The sequence below is a fragment of the Arthrobacter sp. P1_B3 genome (genome assembly GCF_056406615.1).
Map to the genome: position 1 here is coordinate 103413 of NZ_JBFTZV010000004.1, position 17122 is coordinate 120534.

Genomic DNA, 17122 nt, shown 5'->3' on the forward strand with positions numbered 1-17122 from the left:
TCAGCGCGACGTGAGGCTCAGGACAATCTGGACTGCGGTTCCCCCGCCCTCCCTGGCCTGCCAGTGGATGGTGCCGCCGAGTTCACTCATGACCAGTGTGCGGACAATCTGCAGGCCAAGGCCCTCGACATACGGCGTGTCCGGCAGTCCGACGCCGTCGTCCTCCACCGTCACGGTGAGAAGTTCGTCCCCGTCCTCGGTCTCCGAGCGGTCGGCGAGCAGCGAGACAGTACCGGTCCGTCCCTCCAGCCCGTGCTCGACGGCGTTCGTGACCAGTTCGTTGATGACGAGGGCCAATGGGGTGGCGAAGTCGCTCGGCAGTTCCCCGAAGAGGCCCGAACGCTGGGTTTTGACCTGCTGTGAGGGCGAGGCGACCTCGGCCGAGAGGCGGAACTGGCGGCCGATGAGTTCGTCAAAATCGACGCTCTGGGTCAGGCCCTGCGAGAGCGTCTCATGCACCAGGGCAATGGTCGCCACCCGCCGCATGGCCTGCTCGAGCCCCTGCTTGGCCTCGTCGCTGACCATGCGCCGCGACTGCATCCGCAAAAGAGCCGCGACGGTCTGCAGGTTGTTCTTCACCCGGTGATGGATCTCGCGGATGGTGGCGTCCTTGGTGACAAGCTCCATCTCCCGGCGGCGCAGCTCCGAGACGTCCCGGCACAGGACCAAGGCACCGAACCGCTGCTGCTCGTCGCGCAGCGGGATGGCACGCAGCGAAAGACTCACACCGCGCGACTCGATTTCGCTGCGCCACGGCATGCGGCCCGTGACGACGAGCGGCAGGGTTTCATCGACCATGCGCCGGTCCCGCAAAAGTCCCGCCGTCACCTCGGCGAKGGACCGGCCCTCGAGGGACTCGCCGTCGCCGAGGCGGCGGAACGCAGAGACCCCGTTGGGGCTGGCGTACTGCACGATCCCCTCGGCGTCGAGCCTGATCAGGCCGTCGCCCACACGCGGGGCGCCGCGGCGCGAGCCTGTGGGCGACGCGAAGTCCGGCCACAGCCCCAGGGTTCCCATGCGCAGCAGATCGTAGGCGCATTGCCGGTAGGTGAGCTCGAGCCGGGAGGGCATCCGTGAACTGGAGAGGTCCATGTGGGAGGTCACGATCGCCAGGGTGCGGCCGTTGCGGACCATCGGCACGGCCTCGACCCGCAGCGCCATATCGCTGCTCCAATTGGTCTCGTTGGAGCGCTCGATCGCGCGGCTCTCCCACGCCTTGTCGACCAGCGGTTGCAGGTCCGACCTGATCCCCTCCCCCACGAAGTCGGCGTGGAACACCGTGTGCGTGGTGGAGGGGCGGACGTGGGCGAGGGCCACGTAGCCGAACTCAGGATGCGGAAACCACAGGGCGAGATCGGCGAACGCGAGGTCGGCGACCATCTGCCAGTCGCCGACCAGGAGGTGCAGCCATTCGGCGTCCCCCGGGCCAAAATCAGCATGTTCCCTGATTGGGTCCGTAAAGATTGCCACAGCACCTCCATTTGCGACACCAGGGACGGCAGTCCCTTAGCGTCGGACGATTGACCTCAAGAGCCTCAATGCTACCGACAGTGAGGCCATGTCATCGGCCTCGAGCGCATTGACCTCATCAAACATGGACTTCGCCCGGCCCAGCTGCTCCGCGTTCTGGCCCTCCCAGGCCAGCAGCCGCTCTTCGGCCGGAGCCCCGGCCGGAGTGTTCTCCAGCACCGCCGTCGTCATGTCCGAGACCGTGGAGTAGAGGTCATCGCGCAGGGCTGCACGGGCCAGTGCCTGCCAGCGGTCCGCCCTCGGCAGCTTGGTGATGCGTTCGAGGAGGGAATCTGCATGGAAGCGGTTGAAGACCGTGTAGTAGACGTGGGCAATATCGGCCACGGATTCCTTGCTGACATGGACGATCTTGGCGATGTCCAGGAGCACGAAGCTCTCGAACAGTTCCGCCCAGCGGTGTGCCAGGTCTTCCGGAAGGTCCCAGCTGCGCGCCTTCTGAAGCCATTCGGCCACACGGGCGCGGTCGTCGCCCCGGAGGTAATCGAGCAATCGGGCCCGCATGGGATCCATCAGCGGCTTGAATTCGGCCACGATCTCGGCGATGGGACGGGACGCGGAACCCTGGCCGAGGAGCCACCGGACGGCGCGGTCCAGCAGCCGCCGGATGTCAAGGTGGACGGTGCTCCAGTGTTCGGTCGGGAACGACGCCGGCAGTTCGTTGAGTTCCTTGACCATGATGTCCAGCTCGTAGACCTCGCGGAGGGCAACGAACGCCTTGGCGAGGGCCGCTTCCGTGGCCGAGGTTTCCTCAATGGCGCGGAACGCGAAGGTGATGCCGCCGAGGTTGATCATGTCGTTGGCAACCACGGTCGCGATGATCTCGCGACGCAGCGGGTGGGTATCCAGTTCGGCGTCGAACCTCTCCCGCAACTGCTCCGGGAAGTAGGCCCGCAGCGTCGTGCGGAACCACGGGTCATCGGCGAGGTCGCTGTCGCGCAGCGCGGTGGCAAGTTCGATCTTGGCGTAGGCGGCCAAGACCGAAAGTTCCGGGGAGGTCAGCCCCTGGCCCTGTTCCAGGCGCTCCTGCAACGTGGCCGTGGTGGGCAACGCCTCGAGGTCCCGTTTGAGGTCCGCCGACTTTTCCAGCCAGTCCATGAGCCGTTCGTAGCTGGGGCTCCATTCGGAGACCCGCATCCGGTCGTTGAGGAGCAGGATGTTCTGGTCGATGTTGTCCTCGAGCACCAGCCGGCCGACCTCGTCGGTCATCGAGGCCAGGAAGTCCGCACGCTCGGCGGGCTCAAGCTTGCCCGCCGCGACCATCCGGTCCACGAAGATCTTGATGTTGACTTCGTGGTCCGAGCAGTCCACACCGGCCGAGTTGTCGATCGCATCCGTGTTGAGGATGACGCCCTGCAGCGCGGCCTCAATGCGTCCGCGCTGGGTCATCCCCAGGTTTCCGCCTTCACCGACCACCTTGACCCGCAGTTCGCGGCCGTCCACGCGGATGGAGTCGTTGGCCTTGTCGCCAACCTCGGCATTCGTTTCGGTGCTGGCCTTGACGTAGGTGCCGATGCCGCCGTTGTAGAGCAGGTCCGCCGGGGCGAGGAGGATGGCGCGCAGGAGCTCCGGCGGGCTCAGCTCCGTGGTGCCCTCCGGGAGGCCGAGGGCGGCGCGGACCTGTGCGGACACGGGGATCGACTTGGCCTGCCGGGCAAAGACGCCGCCGCCTTCGCTGATGAGCGCCTTGTTGTAGTCATCCCACGAGGACCGGGGCAGTTCGAAGAGCCGTTGGCGCTCCGCGTAGGACGTTGCCTCATCCGGAGTGGGGTCGAGGAAGATGTGCCGGTGGTCGAAGGCGGCCAGCAGGCGGATGTGCTTGGAGAGCAGCATGCCGTTGCCGAACACGTCGCCGGACATGTCGCCGACGCCCACCACGGTGAAGGGCTCGGCCTGGGTGTCGAGGTCCAGCTCGCTGAAGTGGCGCTTGACCGATTCCCAGGCGCCGCGGGCCGTGATGCCCATGGCCTTGTGGTCATAGCCGACGGAGCCGCCGGACGCGAAGGCGTCGCCGAGCCAGAAGCCGTATTCGCCGGCCAGTCCGTTGGCGATGTCGGAGAAGGACGCGGTGCCCTTGTCGGCCGCGACCACCAGGTAGGAGTCGTCGTCGTCATGGCGCACGACGTCGGCCGGCGGCCTGACGGTTTCGCCCTCGGCCGTCACGATCAGGTTGTCCGTGATGTCCAGGAGTCCGCGGATGAACGTCTTGTAGCTCTCGACGCCCTCGGCCATCCAGGCGCTGCGGTCGGCCGCGGGGTCCGGGAGCTGCTTGGCGTAGAAGCCGCCCTTGGCGCCTGTCGGGACGATGACGGCGTTCTTGACGGTCTGCGCCTTCACCAGGCCCAGGATTTCTGTGCGGAAGTCCTCGCGCCGGTCCGACCAGCGCAGGCCGCCGCGGGCCACCTTGCCGAAGCGGAGGTGCACGCCCTCGACCCGGGGCGAGTAGACCCAGATCTCGAACATGGGCCGCGGGAACGGCAGGCCCCCGATGAGGGACGGATCCAGTTTGAAGCTCAGGTGGGGCTTGTTCTGGTAGTAGTTCGTCCGGAGCGTGGCTTGGATCAGGTTCTTGAACGTGCGCAGCAGCCGGTCGGCGTCGAGGGTCGCGACCTGCTCGATCGCAGCGTCGAGTCCGGCGAGGACCTCGACTTCCCTGAGCACGCGGTCGGCGTCGCTGAGCGCCGGGTCAAAGCGTGCCGCGAACAGGGCGCTGAGTCCCCGCGTGACATCCGCGTTCGCCAGCAGGGTGTCGGCCAGGAACCCGAAGGAGTTGGTGTTGCCCATTTGCCGCATGTACTTGGCATAGGCGCGCAGTACGACCACCTGGCGCCAGTGCATGCCCTCCCGCAGCACCAGCCGGTCGAAGCTGTCGGACTCCACGGCGCCGGTCACGGCAGCGCCGAAGGACTCGCCCAGCAGCTGCCCGGTGGCTTGGGGATCCACACCGGCGGGGTACTTGAGGCCGAGGTCGTAAAGGAAGAAATCCCGGTGATCCGCGGTCTCGATCTCGAACGGGCGTTCGTCCAGGACCTCGAGGCCCAGGTTGTGGAAGTACGGCAGGATCTGGCTCAGGCTCTTCGGCTCCAGCATGTAGAGCTTGACGCGGGCGTCCTCTTCCAGCGTGGCGCCGGCGCCGTCGGGCAGGTAAACGTGGACGCCGGGCTGCTCCTTGACGCCTTCACCGGCCCGTTCGGCCGCGGCACCGTACTTTTCGAAGCGGTCGATGTCCTGCAGCGCGTCTTCGATCTCGTAGTCCACCCGGTAGCCGGCAGGGAACGCCTCCGCCCAGACGGCGGCCAGTTCCTTGGCGCCGTTCTCCCGGACGCCGGCGCCCCCGCCGTCGCCGCGAGCGCGCAGAACTTCGGAAATGCCTTCGCCCCAGGAGCGGGCGGCCCGGACCAGGCGCTTCTCCAGCTCGTCGCTGTTGACGTTGCTGACGTCGGCGTCCTTGGGCAGCCGGATCCGGAAGAAGAGGCGGGCCAGAGCGGACTCTGTCATGCGCGCCTCGTAGTCGATGGACACGGCGTTGAAGGTCTCCCGCAGTTCCTGCTCAATGCGCAGGCGGACGTTGGTGGTGTAGCGGTCGCGCGGCAGGTAGACGACGGCGGACATGAACCGGCCGTAGATGTCGGGACGGAGGAAGAGCCGCGTCCTGCGGCGTTCCTGCAGACGCTGGATGCCGGTGGCGATGGCGGCGAGGTCCGGGATTTCGATCTGGAACAGCTCATCGCGCGGGTAGGTCTCGAGGATGCCCAACAGGTCCTTGCCCGAGTGCGAGTCCGGCGGGAAGCCGGCGTCATGGAGGACAGCGGCAACTTTTTCCCGGACCACGGGGATGTCGCGGACGGAGCCGGCGTAGGCGGTCGTGGCGAAGAGGCCGATGAAGCGGCGTTCCCCGTTGACGTTGCCGGCGGCGTCGAAGCTCTTGACGCCGATGTAGTCCAGGTACGCCGAGCGGTGCACGGTAGAGCGGGAGTTTGCTTTCGTGATCACCAGCGCGCGCTTCTCGCGCGCCTTTCTCCTGCCGGCGTCGGTGAGGTGCTGGACCTGGCGGCTGTCCGCGCCGGCGCGGAGCAGGCCGAGGCCGCTTTCCTCGCGCAGTTCCAGCACATCCTCGCCGGATACGTTCACGAGGTCGTATTCGCGGTAGCCGAGGAAAGTGAAGTTCCCGTCATCGAGCCAGCGGAGCAGGTCCTGGGCCTGCCGCAGCTCGGCAATCTGTGCCCGGTTGGCCACCCTGTCCAAATCCGCGGAGATCTCAAGGGCCTTCGTCCGCATCTTCGGCCAGTCTTCGACGGCGGCGCGGACGTCGCCGAGCACCCGGGTGATGCCCTTGACCAGCTCGGCGCGCTTGCCCTCGCCCACGAGGTCGATCTCGACGGCGATCCAGGATTCCATGTGCGAGGCGTTGTCGCCCTCGGCGATCAGGTGGGAGAGGTTCGGCATGGCCGCCGTGTCGCCGCTGGAGATGCCCAGGTGGGAGGGTACGCGTGCCACCTTGACCAGGTCGCCGGTAGCGCGGTTGCGGGTCACCACGAAAAGCGGGTGCAGCACGAGGTGGATGGGTGCGTTCTGGCGGACCAGTTCGGCGTTCACCGAGTCCACGAGGAAGGGCATGTCATCGGTGACGATGTAGAGGACACTGCAATCGGCCTCGTCACGGACGGCGATGTTCGCGATGCCTGGCCTCCGCGTCGCCGCGATCTGGCGGTGGGTATCGGCCCTTGCCGTCAGGACTTCCTGGGGATAGGCCCGGAAATCCTCCTCCGCGAGGTGCTCGTAGTAATCCCCGAGGTAGCTTTCGCTACTACCGATCGAAACGGGCTGATCCTCCACGCTGGACCCAGACGACATCGAAACGCCTCCATAAAAGAAGTTCACAGCCGCTTCTTTGCGGCCCTTATGTTGACCCTAACCCTTTGCCCGGCGCTCTGCTGTGGAAGAAAAGACAAAGGATTTCTTGTTTCGCTGGGCAGGTGCACAAACCAATCCGGCGATCGCACGCCGCAACTCAGATTCGGGGGCGGATTCAAGCAAAAGTGCCCCGGACAGCAGGGCGGCGTCGCTCGCTGCGGGGTCGGACGGCAGGAACGCCGACAACGGCGCCGAGGGGCCGTACCGCTCCCAGGCAGCCCGGAGCTGGCGTTCGGGCGACCGCCCGACGGCGGAGGACCTGACTTTGTTCATGACCACCTGGGGCGCTGCCTGCGGGACGGCCGCCTGGAGCTCGGCCAGACCGCGGACGAGCCTCGGCACGCCAATGGAATCGGCCGCCCCGACGGCAAAGACCGTGTCGGCCAGCTCCAGGCTCCTTAAGGTCGCGGCGTTGCGGCGCGGCGCCCCGCCGTCAAAGCCCAGCTCGTCATCGGATTCCAGGCAGAATCCGGTGTCCACCACGGTGACTTCTGCGATCTCCCGGGCCCGCTCCAGCACCAGCGTGAGCGCCGCGGGGCGCAGTTCCGTCCAGCGGTCCGCCCGCGTGATCCCGGTGAGCACACGAAACGTCCCGGCCTTGGTCGCCACCGTCGTGGCGATCCTGAGCAGGGCGTCGGCGTCGAGCAGTCCCTGGTCTGCCAGCCGGCAGGCCTGGGCCAGCCCGGCAGCCTCATCGAGCAGACCCAGGAGGGCGGCCACGCTGGCACCGTAACTGTCGGCGTCGACCAGCAGCACCGATTGCCCGTCCGCGGCCAGCTCCCCCGCCATGTTGGCGGCCACCAGGGTCCGGCCCGGCGCGCCAGCCGGACCCCAGACCGCGATGATCCGGCCCTTCGCGGCAGTGCCTGCGGCGGTTGGGTGCGCCCCGGAAGACCGCGGCACCTGCCCGGCGGCCGTGACGGCGACGGCGGAAGCATCGTCGGTCCCAGCGAGCCCGGGCCGGAGTCCGGTGCCACTGAGCTGCGCCACCGCTGCGGAAATCCGCGCCGCAAGGGCCGCGGCATCAACAGCGCGGGCTTCCGCCGCCACGCCAATGGTCCGCAGGCGGGCCGTTTCCTCCGGATCATCAGTGAGGGCGATGACGACGACGCCGACGGCGGACAGCCGGTCCACCAGCGAGGCCGTCAGTTCTTCGCTGCCCGCCGCGACGACAGCGGCGCGGGCCAGCCCGCTCTGGCAGGCGGCCAGCAGTTCCGCCAGTTCGGTGCACCGCCGGACAACGGACACGGGTCCGTGCAGACGCTCCAGGCCGCCCACCAGGTCATCGCGGGAGTCCCCCACCGTCACCACGGGAATGCTCATCGCGCGGTACCGCCCGGGTTCCACACGACCGCGATCTTTGCCTTGTTGGCCTGGGCTCCCAGCAGCTTCGGCATCTGGGCGTCCGGGACCAGCACCATGACCACCATCGACCGGGAGGACCCCAGGGCAGTGCTGCCCGAGGTGATCTGGGCAATTTCGGCGCCGGAGAGGAGCAGCGTGGGCTCGCTGAAGCCGTTGCGGGTATCCGGCAGGGCCACCCAGACGTCCACGCGGGAGCCCGCCACGGCCTGCGCGGGAAGATTTTCCTCGACCGTGACCGCGACGGGCTTGCGGTCAAGCCCGTCGAGCCGGCCTGTGCTCTCGCGCGGCAGCAGCTGGTCCTTGCCGATCCGCTGTACGGCCACGAGGCCGGCATCCAGACCTGACTCCGGGGTCAGGTAGTGCCGTTCCACCTCGCCGAGCCGTACTTTGACCCGGTGCAGCTTGTCGACGGTCAGCATCTCGCCGACGGCGATCGGCTCCCGCGCCGCGTACGCTTCGGTGGTCTGGTCCGCGGCACCGACCAGCGAGACCACACCCACCACGGATGCCAGGACCAGCAGGATTCCGACGAGGAGCCGGGGGTCTTTCCAGGACGGCTTCTTCAAACGGGCCCCTTCGGCTGCCGCGCTTCCACTCATGCGTCCGCTCCCCCTGTCGTCGCCGCCCGTTCCCTCGATGCCGGGCACCCCTATTGTTGCGCCCGGGCGGCCCGCGCGGAAGATCCAGGGCCAAACAGCCGCAAACTGTGGATAACCGCACCAGTAGGCATCAACGGTGGCAAAATGGACTCATGCCCCGATTCCTGACTCTCGCTGACGTTGCCGAGCAGCTCCAGATCAACTCTCCGGCTGCCTACGCGCTCGTTCGCAGCGGCCAGCTCAAGGCAATCCAGGTGGGCGGCCGCGGCCAGTGGCGTGTCGAGGAGAAGATGCTTGAGCAATACATCCAGGAACGCTACGCCGAGGCCAGTCGCATGATCGAAGAGGCCAGGTCGAAGTCTGCCGGAAATTGAACTCGGCGTTCTGACTATCGGCCCGCGGCGCTGACGGATCTGATGCCCGCCAGGGCGCGAAATGGAATGGCCACCACCTGCCGGTCGGTCGCCGGAAGCCGGTCGCCGCCCTCCCGCGTCACGGCCAGATCCAGGAAATCCCGGCCAACTGTGTCAATGACGCCGTGGAGCGCGGCCTCTGCCCGGCCGGGAGAGACAAATATTGCCACCCGCGCCCGGTTCCTGGCGAGTCCCCTGAGTGCGCTGCCCAAACCGAGCCGCCGGCGGACGGCTGACGGTTCGGAGACCGCCATCCGCGAAAGGCCCACATACTGCGCGGCAGCGGCATAGGGAATCAGCACCTGGTGTTGGGGCTCATCAAGGACCAGGGCTTCGCTGCCCGCGTGGCTCAGCACCCCCTCGAACGCCGCCCCTGAGGACACGTGCACGCGGATACTGAGCCCGAGGGATCCGCGGAGCCGGTCCGCGAGCTCCACGCCCGCAGAGTCCACCAGTGCGCGCTCCGCTACTTCTGCCTCAAAATCCAGCCGCTGGCGCGCCGCCAGCTGCGCCTCCATGTCGTCAAACAGGGCGTCCCACCGCATGGCGTCAGCGTAGGCGCGCCTCCCGCACCGGTCAATCCACAGGCACCGTGAATCAACGGGCTCCAATTCATCCACAGGCACCGAACTGCATCTAGACAAACCGGTTCCTACAGGCCCAGACTTCAATCAACAGCCTTAAAAGTCATCAAATGACATCAAACAGCATCAAACAATATTCGGATCGAGTGAGGGAAGCAGCCATGGACCGGACAGCAGCACCGCAGACCCGGACCCAGAGGCTGCCCTTGCCCGCGCCCAGGCAGACGGTTCGGGCCGACGCGGCCATGGCCACTGCCATCCTGCTGCTGGGGATCTTCCTCGCGACTGCCGGCGGCTTCCTCGTCCAGCGCTGGCAGTCAGGCTCGGCACGCCGGCAGTCACTTTCCTTCGAGGACCAGCTGGGGATCTTGGCAAATACCGCCGGACTAATCGTCATCACCTGGTGGGTGATGACGCTCGCCATCGCCGCCGCAGCTGCGCTGCTTGACCGTCTCGGCCGGACCCGTGCAGCGGCCGTCACAGGCCGGTTCAGCCCGGCCTTCATGCGACGGCTTCTTCTCGCCGCCGTCGGCCTGCAGTTGCTGACCGCGCCGCTGGCCACCGCGGCGACTGTCTCCGACGGGCCCGGGCCGGGCCTGCCTGGCCAGGCAGCGGTGTCGGCATCGTGGACGCCGCCACCCGGGTGGGCCGCGGCGCCGGGGCCGCAYGATCCGGCCGCCGGTTCCGCGGTAGATCCGCGGTGGAAGCCAGTGAGTCCGGCCGTGGATGCCGGCCCCCTGGCCGCGCGCCAGGTACGCTCGCCGGACACACCCGGCGCCCGCAGGGAGGTCACGGTCCGGTCCGGTGATTCGCTGTGGAGCATCGCCGCGGCCGCGCTGGGGCCGTTAGCTTCCGACGCCGACATCGCAAGAGAGTGGCCCCGGCTTTATGCGGGCAACCGCGACACCATCGGAGCCAACCCGCACTTCCTGCGTCCCGGACAGGTCCTCGTCCTCCCGCCGCCAAACTAGGGACGCGCCGCACTGCGGCCATGGCCGGAACCACAGCCAAGGCCGCAGCCAGGACGAAAACCAGGGCCCGACGGAATTTCAGGAGCAGGAAGTTCAGGATCAGGAAGTTCAGCCAGCACCAGCATCGCCAGCCATCAGCCATCAGCCATCAGCAAAGGAACCGTCATGAATGCAGTCACCGGGATCCGCTCAGCCGCGGCGACCACAGCCCCGCACGCCCCCGCCCTCCGGGTTGTGTCCGGCACGGCGGCGGCGGCCGTGCGCGCCGCCGCGGCCCCGCCGCCCCTGCGCGTTGTTGACGAGGCACGCGAGATTTGCGCGATTTCCCGCAGCACCGTGCAGGCGGCCATCGAAGTGCTGGCCGGAACGCGGCCCGCACAGCAGCTCTCCCGCCGCCTGGACCCGCGCTGCCTGGCGGCCCTGCAGCACCGCGCCGCGCTGACCCGCCGGGTGGCCTCCGGCAGCTCGCCCACGGCCGGCCGGCTGCACCGCAACCCGTCTGTCCGGTCCGTCCGGGCCTGCCGCGTTTCGGATGACGTCTACGAGGCCAGCGCGGTCGTGGTCGAGGAATCACGGGTCCGCGCGGTGGCGCTGCGGCTGGAGCGCGGCACGGCGGCCTGGCGTGTCACCGTGCTGGAGATCGGCTGAACGGCGGGGACGCAGGCAGAAGCCGGCAGAAGCGGCCGAAGGCAGAAGCGGTCAGAAACCGGGCCCGGCCTGCCAGGGAAAGGAGGCACAAAACACGGGAGGACCGGAGCTGTTGCTCCGGTCCTCCCCCATGTTGGCGTCGTGCCTAGCGCCGCTTCTTCTTTGCCGTGCGGCGGCCGATGTCCTGCGCCGCGGCCTTGGCCGGGTTTCCGGAGCGTCCGGTGCCCTTCGCCTCGATCCGGGTCTGGGCGGCACCGTCTTCGCCAGGGGCGGTGTACTGCAGCTGCGCGGGCTTCTCGGGGGCCTCGAGTCCGGCGGCATGGATCTGCGGCTCGTGGTGTTCGGTGTGCTGGCCCTCGGCATCGGCCACCACAACGTCCTCGGCCGGCGTCACTTCGACGTCGAGGTTGAACAGGAAGCCGACGCTCTCCTCGCGGATGGCCTCCATCATGGCCTGGAACATGATGAAGCCCTCGCGCTGGTACTCCACCAGAGGGTCGCGCTGGGCCATGGCGCGCAGCCCGATGCCCTCCTTGAGGTAGTCCATCTCATAGAGGTGTTCCTGCCATTTCCGCCCGATGACGGACAGGACCACCCGGCGCTCCAGTTCGCGCATACTCTCGGAGCCGATCGCCTGCTCCCTGGCCTGGTAAACCAGGCGGGCATCGGAGAGGATCTCTTCCCGGAGGAAGTCGACCGTGACGCGGGACTTGCCGCCGGCCTCGTCAATGACGTCGCGCGGGGTGAAGCTCACGGGGTACAGGGTCTTGAGATTGGACCACAGGAGGTTGAAGTCCCAGTCATCGCCGGTGCCCTCGGCCGTGGCCTCGTCGATGAAGGCGTTGATGGTGTCTTCGAGGAAGTACTGGACCTTCTCGTGGAGGTCATCGCCTTCGAGGATGCGCCGCCGGTCACCGTAGATTGCCTCGCGCTGGCGGTTCAGGACGTCGTCGTACTTCAGGACGTTCTTGCGCTGTTCGGCGTTGCGGCCTTCCACCTGGCCCTGGGCCGAGGCGATGGCGCGCGAGACGAGCTTGGATTCGAGGGCGACGTCGTCCGGCACCGAGCTGTTCATGAGCCGTTCTGCCGCGCCGGAGTTGAACAGGCGCATCAGGTCATCGGTCAGCGAGAGGTAGAACCGGGACTCGCCTGGGTCGCCCTGGCGTCCGGAACGGCCGCGGAGCTGGTTGTCGATGCGGCGGGACTCGTGGCGTTCGGTGCCGAGCACGTAGAGTCCGCCCAGGTTCAGGACTTCCTCGTGCTCGTCCTTGACGGCCTGCTTGGCAGATTCGAACGCCTCGGGCCAGGCGGCCTCGTATTCCTCGGAGTTATCCTCCGGGTCCAGGCCCCGCTTGGCCAGTTCGGCGACGGCGGTGAACTCGGCGTTGCCGCCGAGCATGATGTCGGTACCGCGGCCGGCCATGTTGGTCGCGACCGTGACGGCGCCCTTGCGGCCGGCCTGGGCCACGATGGACGCTTCCCGGGCATGGTTCTTGGCGTTCAGGACCTCGTGCCGGACGCCTTCCTTGGCCAGCAGACGGGAGAGGTATTCGCTCTTCTCGACGCTGGTGGTGCCGACGAGGACCGGCTGGCCCTTTTCGTGGCGTTCGGTGATGTCCTTGACGACGGYGTCGAACTTGACCGTCTCGTTCTTGTAGACGAGGTCGGCCTGGTCGATCCGGGTCATGTCGCGGTTGGTGGGGATGGCAACGACGCCGAGCTTGTAGGTGCTCATGAACTCGGCGGCCTCGGTCTCGGCCGTGCCGGTCATGCCCGCGAGCTTGTCGTACATGCGGAAGTAGTTCTGCAGCGTCACCGTGGCGAGCGTCTGGTTCTCGGCCTTGATCTCGACGCCTTCCTTGGCTTCGATGGCCTGGTGCATGCCCTCGTTGTAGCGGCGGCCGGCGAGGATGCGGCCGGTGTGCTCATCGACGATCAGCACCTCGCCGTCAAGGATGACGTAGTCCTTGTCGCGCTTGAACAGTTCCTTGGCCTTGATGGCGTTGTTCAGGAAGCCGATCAGCGGGGTGTTGGCGGACTCGTAGAGGTTGTGGATGCCGAGGTAGTCCTCGACCTTTTCAATGCCGGCCTCGAGGACACCGACGGTGCGCTTCTTCTCATCGACCTCGTAGTCGGTCTCGGCGTGCAGGCGCGTGACCACCTTGGCGAATTCGCTGTACCAGCGGTTGGTGTCCCCCTGGGCCGGGCCGGAGATGATGAGCGGGGTGCGGGCCTCGTCGATGAGGATCGAGTCCACTTCGTCGACGACGGCGAAGTGGTGGCCGCGCTGGACGAGCTCGGACTTGTCCCACGCCATGTTGTCGCGCAGGTAGTCGAAGCCGAATTCGTTGTTGGTGCCGTAGGTGATGTCCGCGGCGTACTGTTCGCGGCGCACCGCGGGATCCTGGTTGGACAGGATGCAGCCGCTGGTCAGGCCGAGGAAGCGGTAGACACGGCCCATGAGGTCGGACTGGTATTCGGCGAGGTAGTCGTTCACGGTGATGACGTGGACGCCGTTGCCGGCGAGGGCGTTGAGGTAGGCCGGAGCGGTGGCCACCAGGGTCTTGCCTTCACCGGTCTTCATTTCGGCGATGTTGCCCAGGTGCAGGGCGGCGCCGCCCATGAGCTGGACATCGAAGTGGCGCATGCCAAGGGTACGGGATGAAGCTTCGCGGACAGCCGCGAAGGCTTCGGGCAGCAGATCGTCCAGCTTCTCGCCGGCCTGGTGGCGTTCGCGCAGGCGGTCAGTTTCTTCACGGAGCTCGGCATCCGTGAAGGTCTGGAAGGAGCTCTCCAGGGCATTTATGGAATCGGCATAGTTCCGCAGTTGCCGCAGGGTTCTTTTGTCACCTGTGCGGAGAAGTTTTTCGATAAGTGATGCCACGTGAAGTTGCTCCCAGTCTCAAGCTGCCGAATTCTGGCGTGTTTAGTCTACGGGAGAGACGCAGGGCCGGTGGCGCCTGTTCCCTCACAGCGGATAGTGCGAATTACCGGGCAGCGACGGCTTCGGCGAGCGCCGGCGCGAGGTTCCCCGTTGGCGAGACAACTACCCCGTCCAGCCCCAGCCACTCTGCCATGAGCTGCAGTTCCGCGGCGAGTTCGACGGCGGTGTCCGCCGGCGCGCCGGCTTCCGCATGGGCGGTCCTTACCAGGAGCAGGCCGCCGGCCCGGTCCGCTTTGAGGTCCACCCGGGCGACGATCGCGTCGCGGAGCAGGAACGGCAAAACGTAGTAGCCGTACTTCCGCTTCGGCTCGGGCGTGTAGATCTCGATCCGGTAGTGGAACCCGAACAGCTCCTCGAGCCGCCGGCGTTCGAACACCAAGGAGTCGAAGGGGCTCAGGAGCGCCCGGCCGGTGGCTGAGCGCGGAAGCTTCGCCTCCGCGTGGCGGTACAGGGGCCGGTCCCAGCCGGCCACTGCGACCGGTTCCAGCCTGCCGCTGTCCACGAGGTTCCGCACTGCCACGGCGGCTGCCTTCTGCGGGGTCCGGAAATAGTCCGCGAAGCACCGCACGGTCCCAATACCGTGGGCCCGGGCCGCGGCGTCGATCAGCCGGTCCATCGCGGCAGCCGCGTCCGGTTCTGGCGCCGCCGCTTCCACGCCCGGGCCGGGGAGCACCCTGGCGGTGAGGGTGTAGCGCCGTTCGAAGGATTCGGTCCGGGAGGAGGCGGAGACCACGCCCTCTTCGAAGAGATGTTCCAGCACCCTTTTGACGGCGTTCCAGTTCCAGCCCCAGTTCTCCCGCTGCTGATCCTCCACGTGGCCGAGCCGGGCTGTGAGTTCGGCGGCGGTCATCGGTTTCCCGGCGGCCAGGGTTTCCAGCACCTTGGCCGCCACCCCGTTGCGCAGTTCGGGGTCCATGCTGTGCGCGCCCACCCATTTGCGGTTCTGCCACTGCACGAGGTCGTGGAAGTGGTCCGGCCGGATGAAGCAGGCTTCGTGGGCCCAGTACTCCATCATCCGGGGCGGGTGGGTCCCCGCCATCCGCGCCAGGATCGCTCGGTCGTAGTTGCCGAGCCGCGAGAAGAAGGGCAGGAAGTGGCTGCGGGACACCACATTGACGGAGTCGATCTGGACCAGGTGCAGCCGGGTAAAGGTACGGCCCACCGCCCGTGCGCTCACGGGTCCGGCGGGCCGTTCCTTCTCCAATCCCTGGGCTGCCAATGCGATCCGCCGTGCCTGTGCCAGGCTCAGCGATGCTTGCACGTTAGTCCCTTCGTCGGAAAAGTCTGCACCAGCTTATGCGCTGGCGGGCTCATCCTCTGAACGGTAGGCCAGGATTTTCTCTTCCAGACTCGAATGTCCGGGCTCGCACGTCTGGTCAAGGGAGATGACCCCGTAGGTCCAGCCGTCACGGCGATACACGACCGACGGCGCCTTGGTCTCCTTGTCCACGAAAAGGTAGAAGTCGTGACCCACAAGTTCCATGTTGTCGACGGCGTCATCGAGGGTGAGTTGGGCCGCGGCGAACACTTTCCTGCGGATCAGCACGGGCGAATCGCCGGCCGGAATATCGTTTTCGACATCGTACGGCGACTTCTCTGCCGCCGGCGCCTGGGCCTGAAGCTGTTGCGCCGCCTCCACGTAGAGCGGTTCGCTGGGGCTCGCCGGCTCCAGGGCTGCCGTGGCCTCGGTGACGGACTTCGGCGTGTGCCGGCCGTGGTGGACCTTTCTGCGGTCCCTGGCCCTGCGCAGGCGTTCAAGAAGCTTGTTGTAAGCGAGATCGAACGCAGCGAACTTGTCGGCGGCACTCGCTTCTGCGCGGATTACTGGGCCGCGCCCCAGGACTGTCAACTCAACCGTGAGCGATTCGGCGGTCTGGCGGGCTTTGGTCTCTTTGGTGACCTTCGCGTCTACCCTCTGGACCTTGTCTCCCAACGACGCGATCTTTGAGATCTTGTCGTCGGCATATTCGCGGAACCGGTCTGAGACCGTCAAGTTGCGTCCGCTGATCATGAACTCCATGGTGCCCTCCAAATGACTTCGGTGACACGACGGCGGTACTTCCCGGGGCCGATCTGACTGACAGTCGAGCCCCTTTCCGAGCCGCTATCGACAGGTACATCTGTTCTTGGTACCCATCTTCGACGTTAGTTCATAGACACCTGTTATTCATCCTTTTACGGTTTATTTTTTTGCGTCCCGCCGTTCCCCTGCGCCACCGCGGGGCTGGCGGCGCCGACGTCGGCGGTGGCCGGCGGGCGTGTCGCGGCCACCACGACGGCGCCGCTGACAATGGCCCCTGCGGCCCGAAGCGCACGGGCCGCCTCCGCCAAGGTGGCACCGGTGGTCAGCACGTCATCGACGATGATGCAGGAACGTCCCACGACTCGGGCAGGCCATGGGCCGGACCTGGTCCGCATGGATCCGCGTACGCGCCGGGCGCGGGCACCCCGGCCCAGTCCTTTCTGTCCGCCGGACAGGTAGCCGTCCGCTTTCCGGCCGGCCCGCAACCAGTCCAACAGTGGCAAGGCGGGGGGCATCCGGCTCCGCGCGGGCGGCATGGTTTTCCGAAGCGCGTCCGCGACGGTGAATCCTGGGATTGCATGGCCGCGGACCAGCCGACGGAGCAGGAGGTGGACGGGACTGAATCCCCGCTTGCGGAATGCGGCGGTGCTCGTGGGCACGGGGACGAGGACGAGTCCCTGCGCCGGCCCGGCCGCGGCATGGAGCGCCCGCGCCAGGCCCCGGGCCAGCTCGGCGCCCAGCCGGGCCTGCCCGTGGCTTTTGAAGGACAGCAGGCACTGCGCCAGCTCGGCCCGGTACGCCCCGGCCGCCACCACGGGCAGCAGCACGGACCCGTCCATATCCATCAGGGCCGGAGCCTGGGCCTCTGCCCGGAAAGGCCTCAGCGTCAGCAGGCGGAGCTTCCGGGAGCACGCGCCGCAGAGTGCCAAGTCCTCCGCCCCGCAGCAGGCGCAGTCCACTGGAAGGGCCAGGGCGAGCACCTCCGCCGCTGCCTCGGCCGTCAGGTCGCACAGCCTCGCCAGCGGCCGCGCGTAGCTGCCGCGGTGTCGCGCCGCTGTCGGTGCGGGCGGGGCAAGGTCCGGGTCCGCGGCCGGCCGCCCCTGGCCGGCGCCCTGGCCCGTGTGGCTGTTCATC

The 17122-nt window shown here is 67.4% G+C and carries 12 protein-coding genes; 3 read left to right on the forward strand and 9 right to left on the reverse strand.

Annotated features, from left to right (window positions below):
• From AC1D2F_RS06125 to AC1D2F_RS06140, 4 genes are read right to left on the reverse strand one after another with little or no spacing between them, the layout of a single operon-like run.
• The gene (locus AC1D2F_RS06125; RefSeq protein WP_476966398.1) at window positions 1-1470 is read right to left on the reverse strand and encodes a sensor histidine kinase; all 1470 of its coding nucleotides are present in this window, start codon (window positions 1468-1470) and stop codon (window positions 1-3) included.
• A 36-nt stretch (window positions 1471-1506) separates the two neighbouring features.
• Window positions 1507-6381 (reverse strand): NAD-glutamate dehydrogenase, encoded by a 4875-nt coding sequence (locus AC1D2F_RS06130; protein ID WP_229993160.1) that lies wholly within the window; start codon window positions 6379-6381, stop codon window positions 1507-1509.
• A gap of 57 nt (window positions 6382-6438) precedes the next feature.
• A complete protein-coding gene (locus AC1D2F_RS06135) occupies window positions 6439-7764 on the reverse strand; it encodes a CpaE/TadZ family protein (protein ID WP_229993161.1) in 1326 nt (441 codons plus the stop codon).
• Window positions 7761-8405, reverse strand: coding sequence for a CpaB family protein (locus tag AC1D2F_RS06140; RefSeq protein ID WP_476966399.1), 645 nt, complete (start codon window positions 8403-8405; stop codon window positions 7761-7763). The genes AC1D2F_RS06135 and AC1D2F_RS06140 overlap by 4 nt, the downstream gene beginning before the upstream one ends.
• Before the next feature lie 152 nt (window positions 8406-8557).
• Between AC1D2F_RS06140 and AC1D2F_RS06145 the strand changes: the two genes are divergently transcribed.
• A complete protein-coding gene (locus AC1D2F_RS06145; protein WP_229993163.1) occupies window positions 8558-8779 on the forward strand; it encodes a helix-turn-helix domain-containing protein in 222 nt (73 codons plus the stop codon).
• Window positions 8780-8793: 14 nt separating this feature from the next.
• On the opposite strand, the gene AC1D2F_RS06150 is transcribed toward AC1D2F_RS06145, so the two are convergent.
• Window positions 8794-9363 (reverse strand): hypothetical protein, encoded by a 570-nt coding sequence (locus AC1D2F_RS06150; RefSeq protein WP_229993164.1) that lies wholly within the window; start codon window positions 9361-9363, stop codon window positions 8794-8796.
• A 149-nt stretch (window positions 9364-9512) separates the two neighbouring features.
• Between AC1D2F_RS06150 and AC1D2F_RS06155 the strand changes: the two genes are divergently transcribed.
• Together AC1D2F_RS06155 and AC1D2F_RS06160 are read left to right on the forward strand one after the other, a co-directional pair.
• Window positions 9513-10373, forward strand: a complete 861-nt coding sequence (locus tag AC1D2F_RS06155; protein WP_476966400.1) for a LysM peptidoglycan-binding domain-containing protein — start codon at window positions 9513-9515, stop codon at window positions 10371-10373.
• Between the two features lie 165 nt (window positions 10374-10538).
• Entirely contained in the window at window positions 10539-11021 is a 483-nt protein-coding gene (locus AC1D2F_RS06160) for an Rv3235 family protein (protein WP_229993166.1), read from the forward strand.
• Between the two features lie 145 nt (window positions 11022-11166).
• Here AC1D2F_RS06160 and secA read toward each other — a convergent pair whose 3' ends face one another.
• The 4 genes from secA to AC1D2F_RS06180 form a co-directional block, all read right to left on the reverse strand.
• Window positions 11167-13905: a preprotein translocase subunit SecA gene (secA, locus tag AC1D2F_RS06165; RefSeq protein ID WP_476966401.1), complete on the reverse strand. Its 2739-nt coding sequence runs from the start codon at window positions 13903-13905 to the stop codon at window positions 11167-11169.
• 103 nt (window positions 13906-14008) lie between these two features.
• The gene (locus AC1D2F_RS06170) at window positions 14009-15226 is read right to left on the reverse strand and encodes a winged helix-turn-helix domain-containing protein (RefSeq protein WP_229993168.1); all 1218 of its coding nucleotides are present in this window, start codon (window positions 15224-15226) and stop codon (window positions 14009-14011) included.
• A gap of 33 nt (window positions 15227-15259) precedes the next feature.
• Window positions 15260-15985, reverse strand: coding sequence for a ribosome hibernation-promoting factor, HPF/YfiA family (gene hpf, locus AC1D2F_RS06175; RefSeq protein ID WP_229993169.1), 726 nt, complete (start codon window positions 15983-15985; stop codon window positions 15260-15262).
• A gap of 155 nt (window positions 15986-16140) precedes the next feature.
• A complete protein-coding gene (locus tag AC1D2F_RS06180) occupies window positions 16141-17121 on the reverse strand; it encodes a ComF family protein (RefSeq protein WP_229993170.1) in 981 nt (326 codons plus the stop codon).
• Window position 17122: the final 1 nt, after the last annotated feature.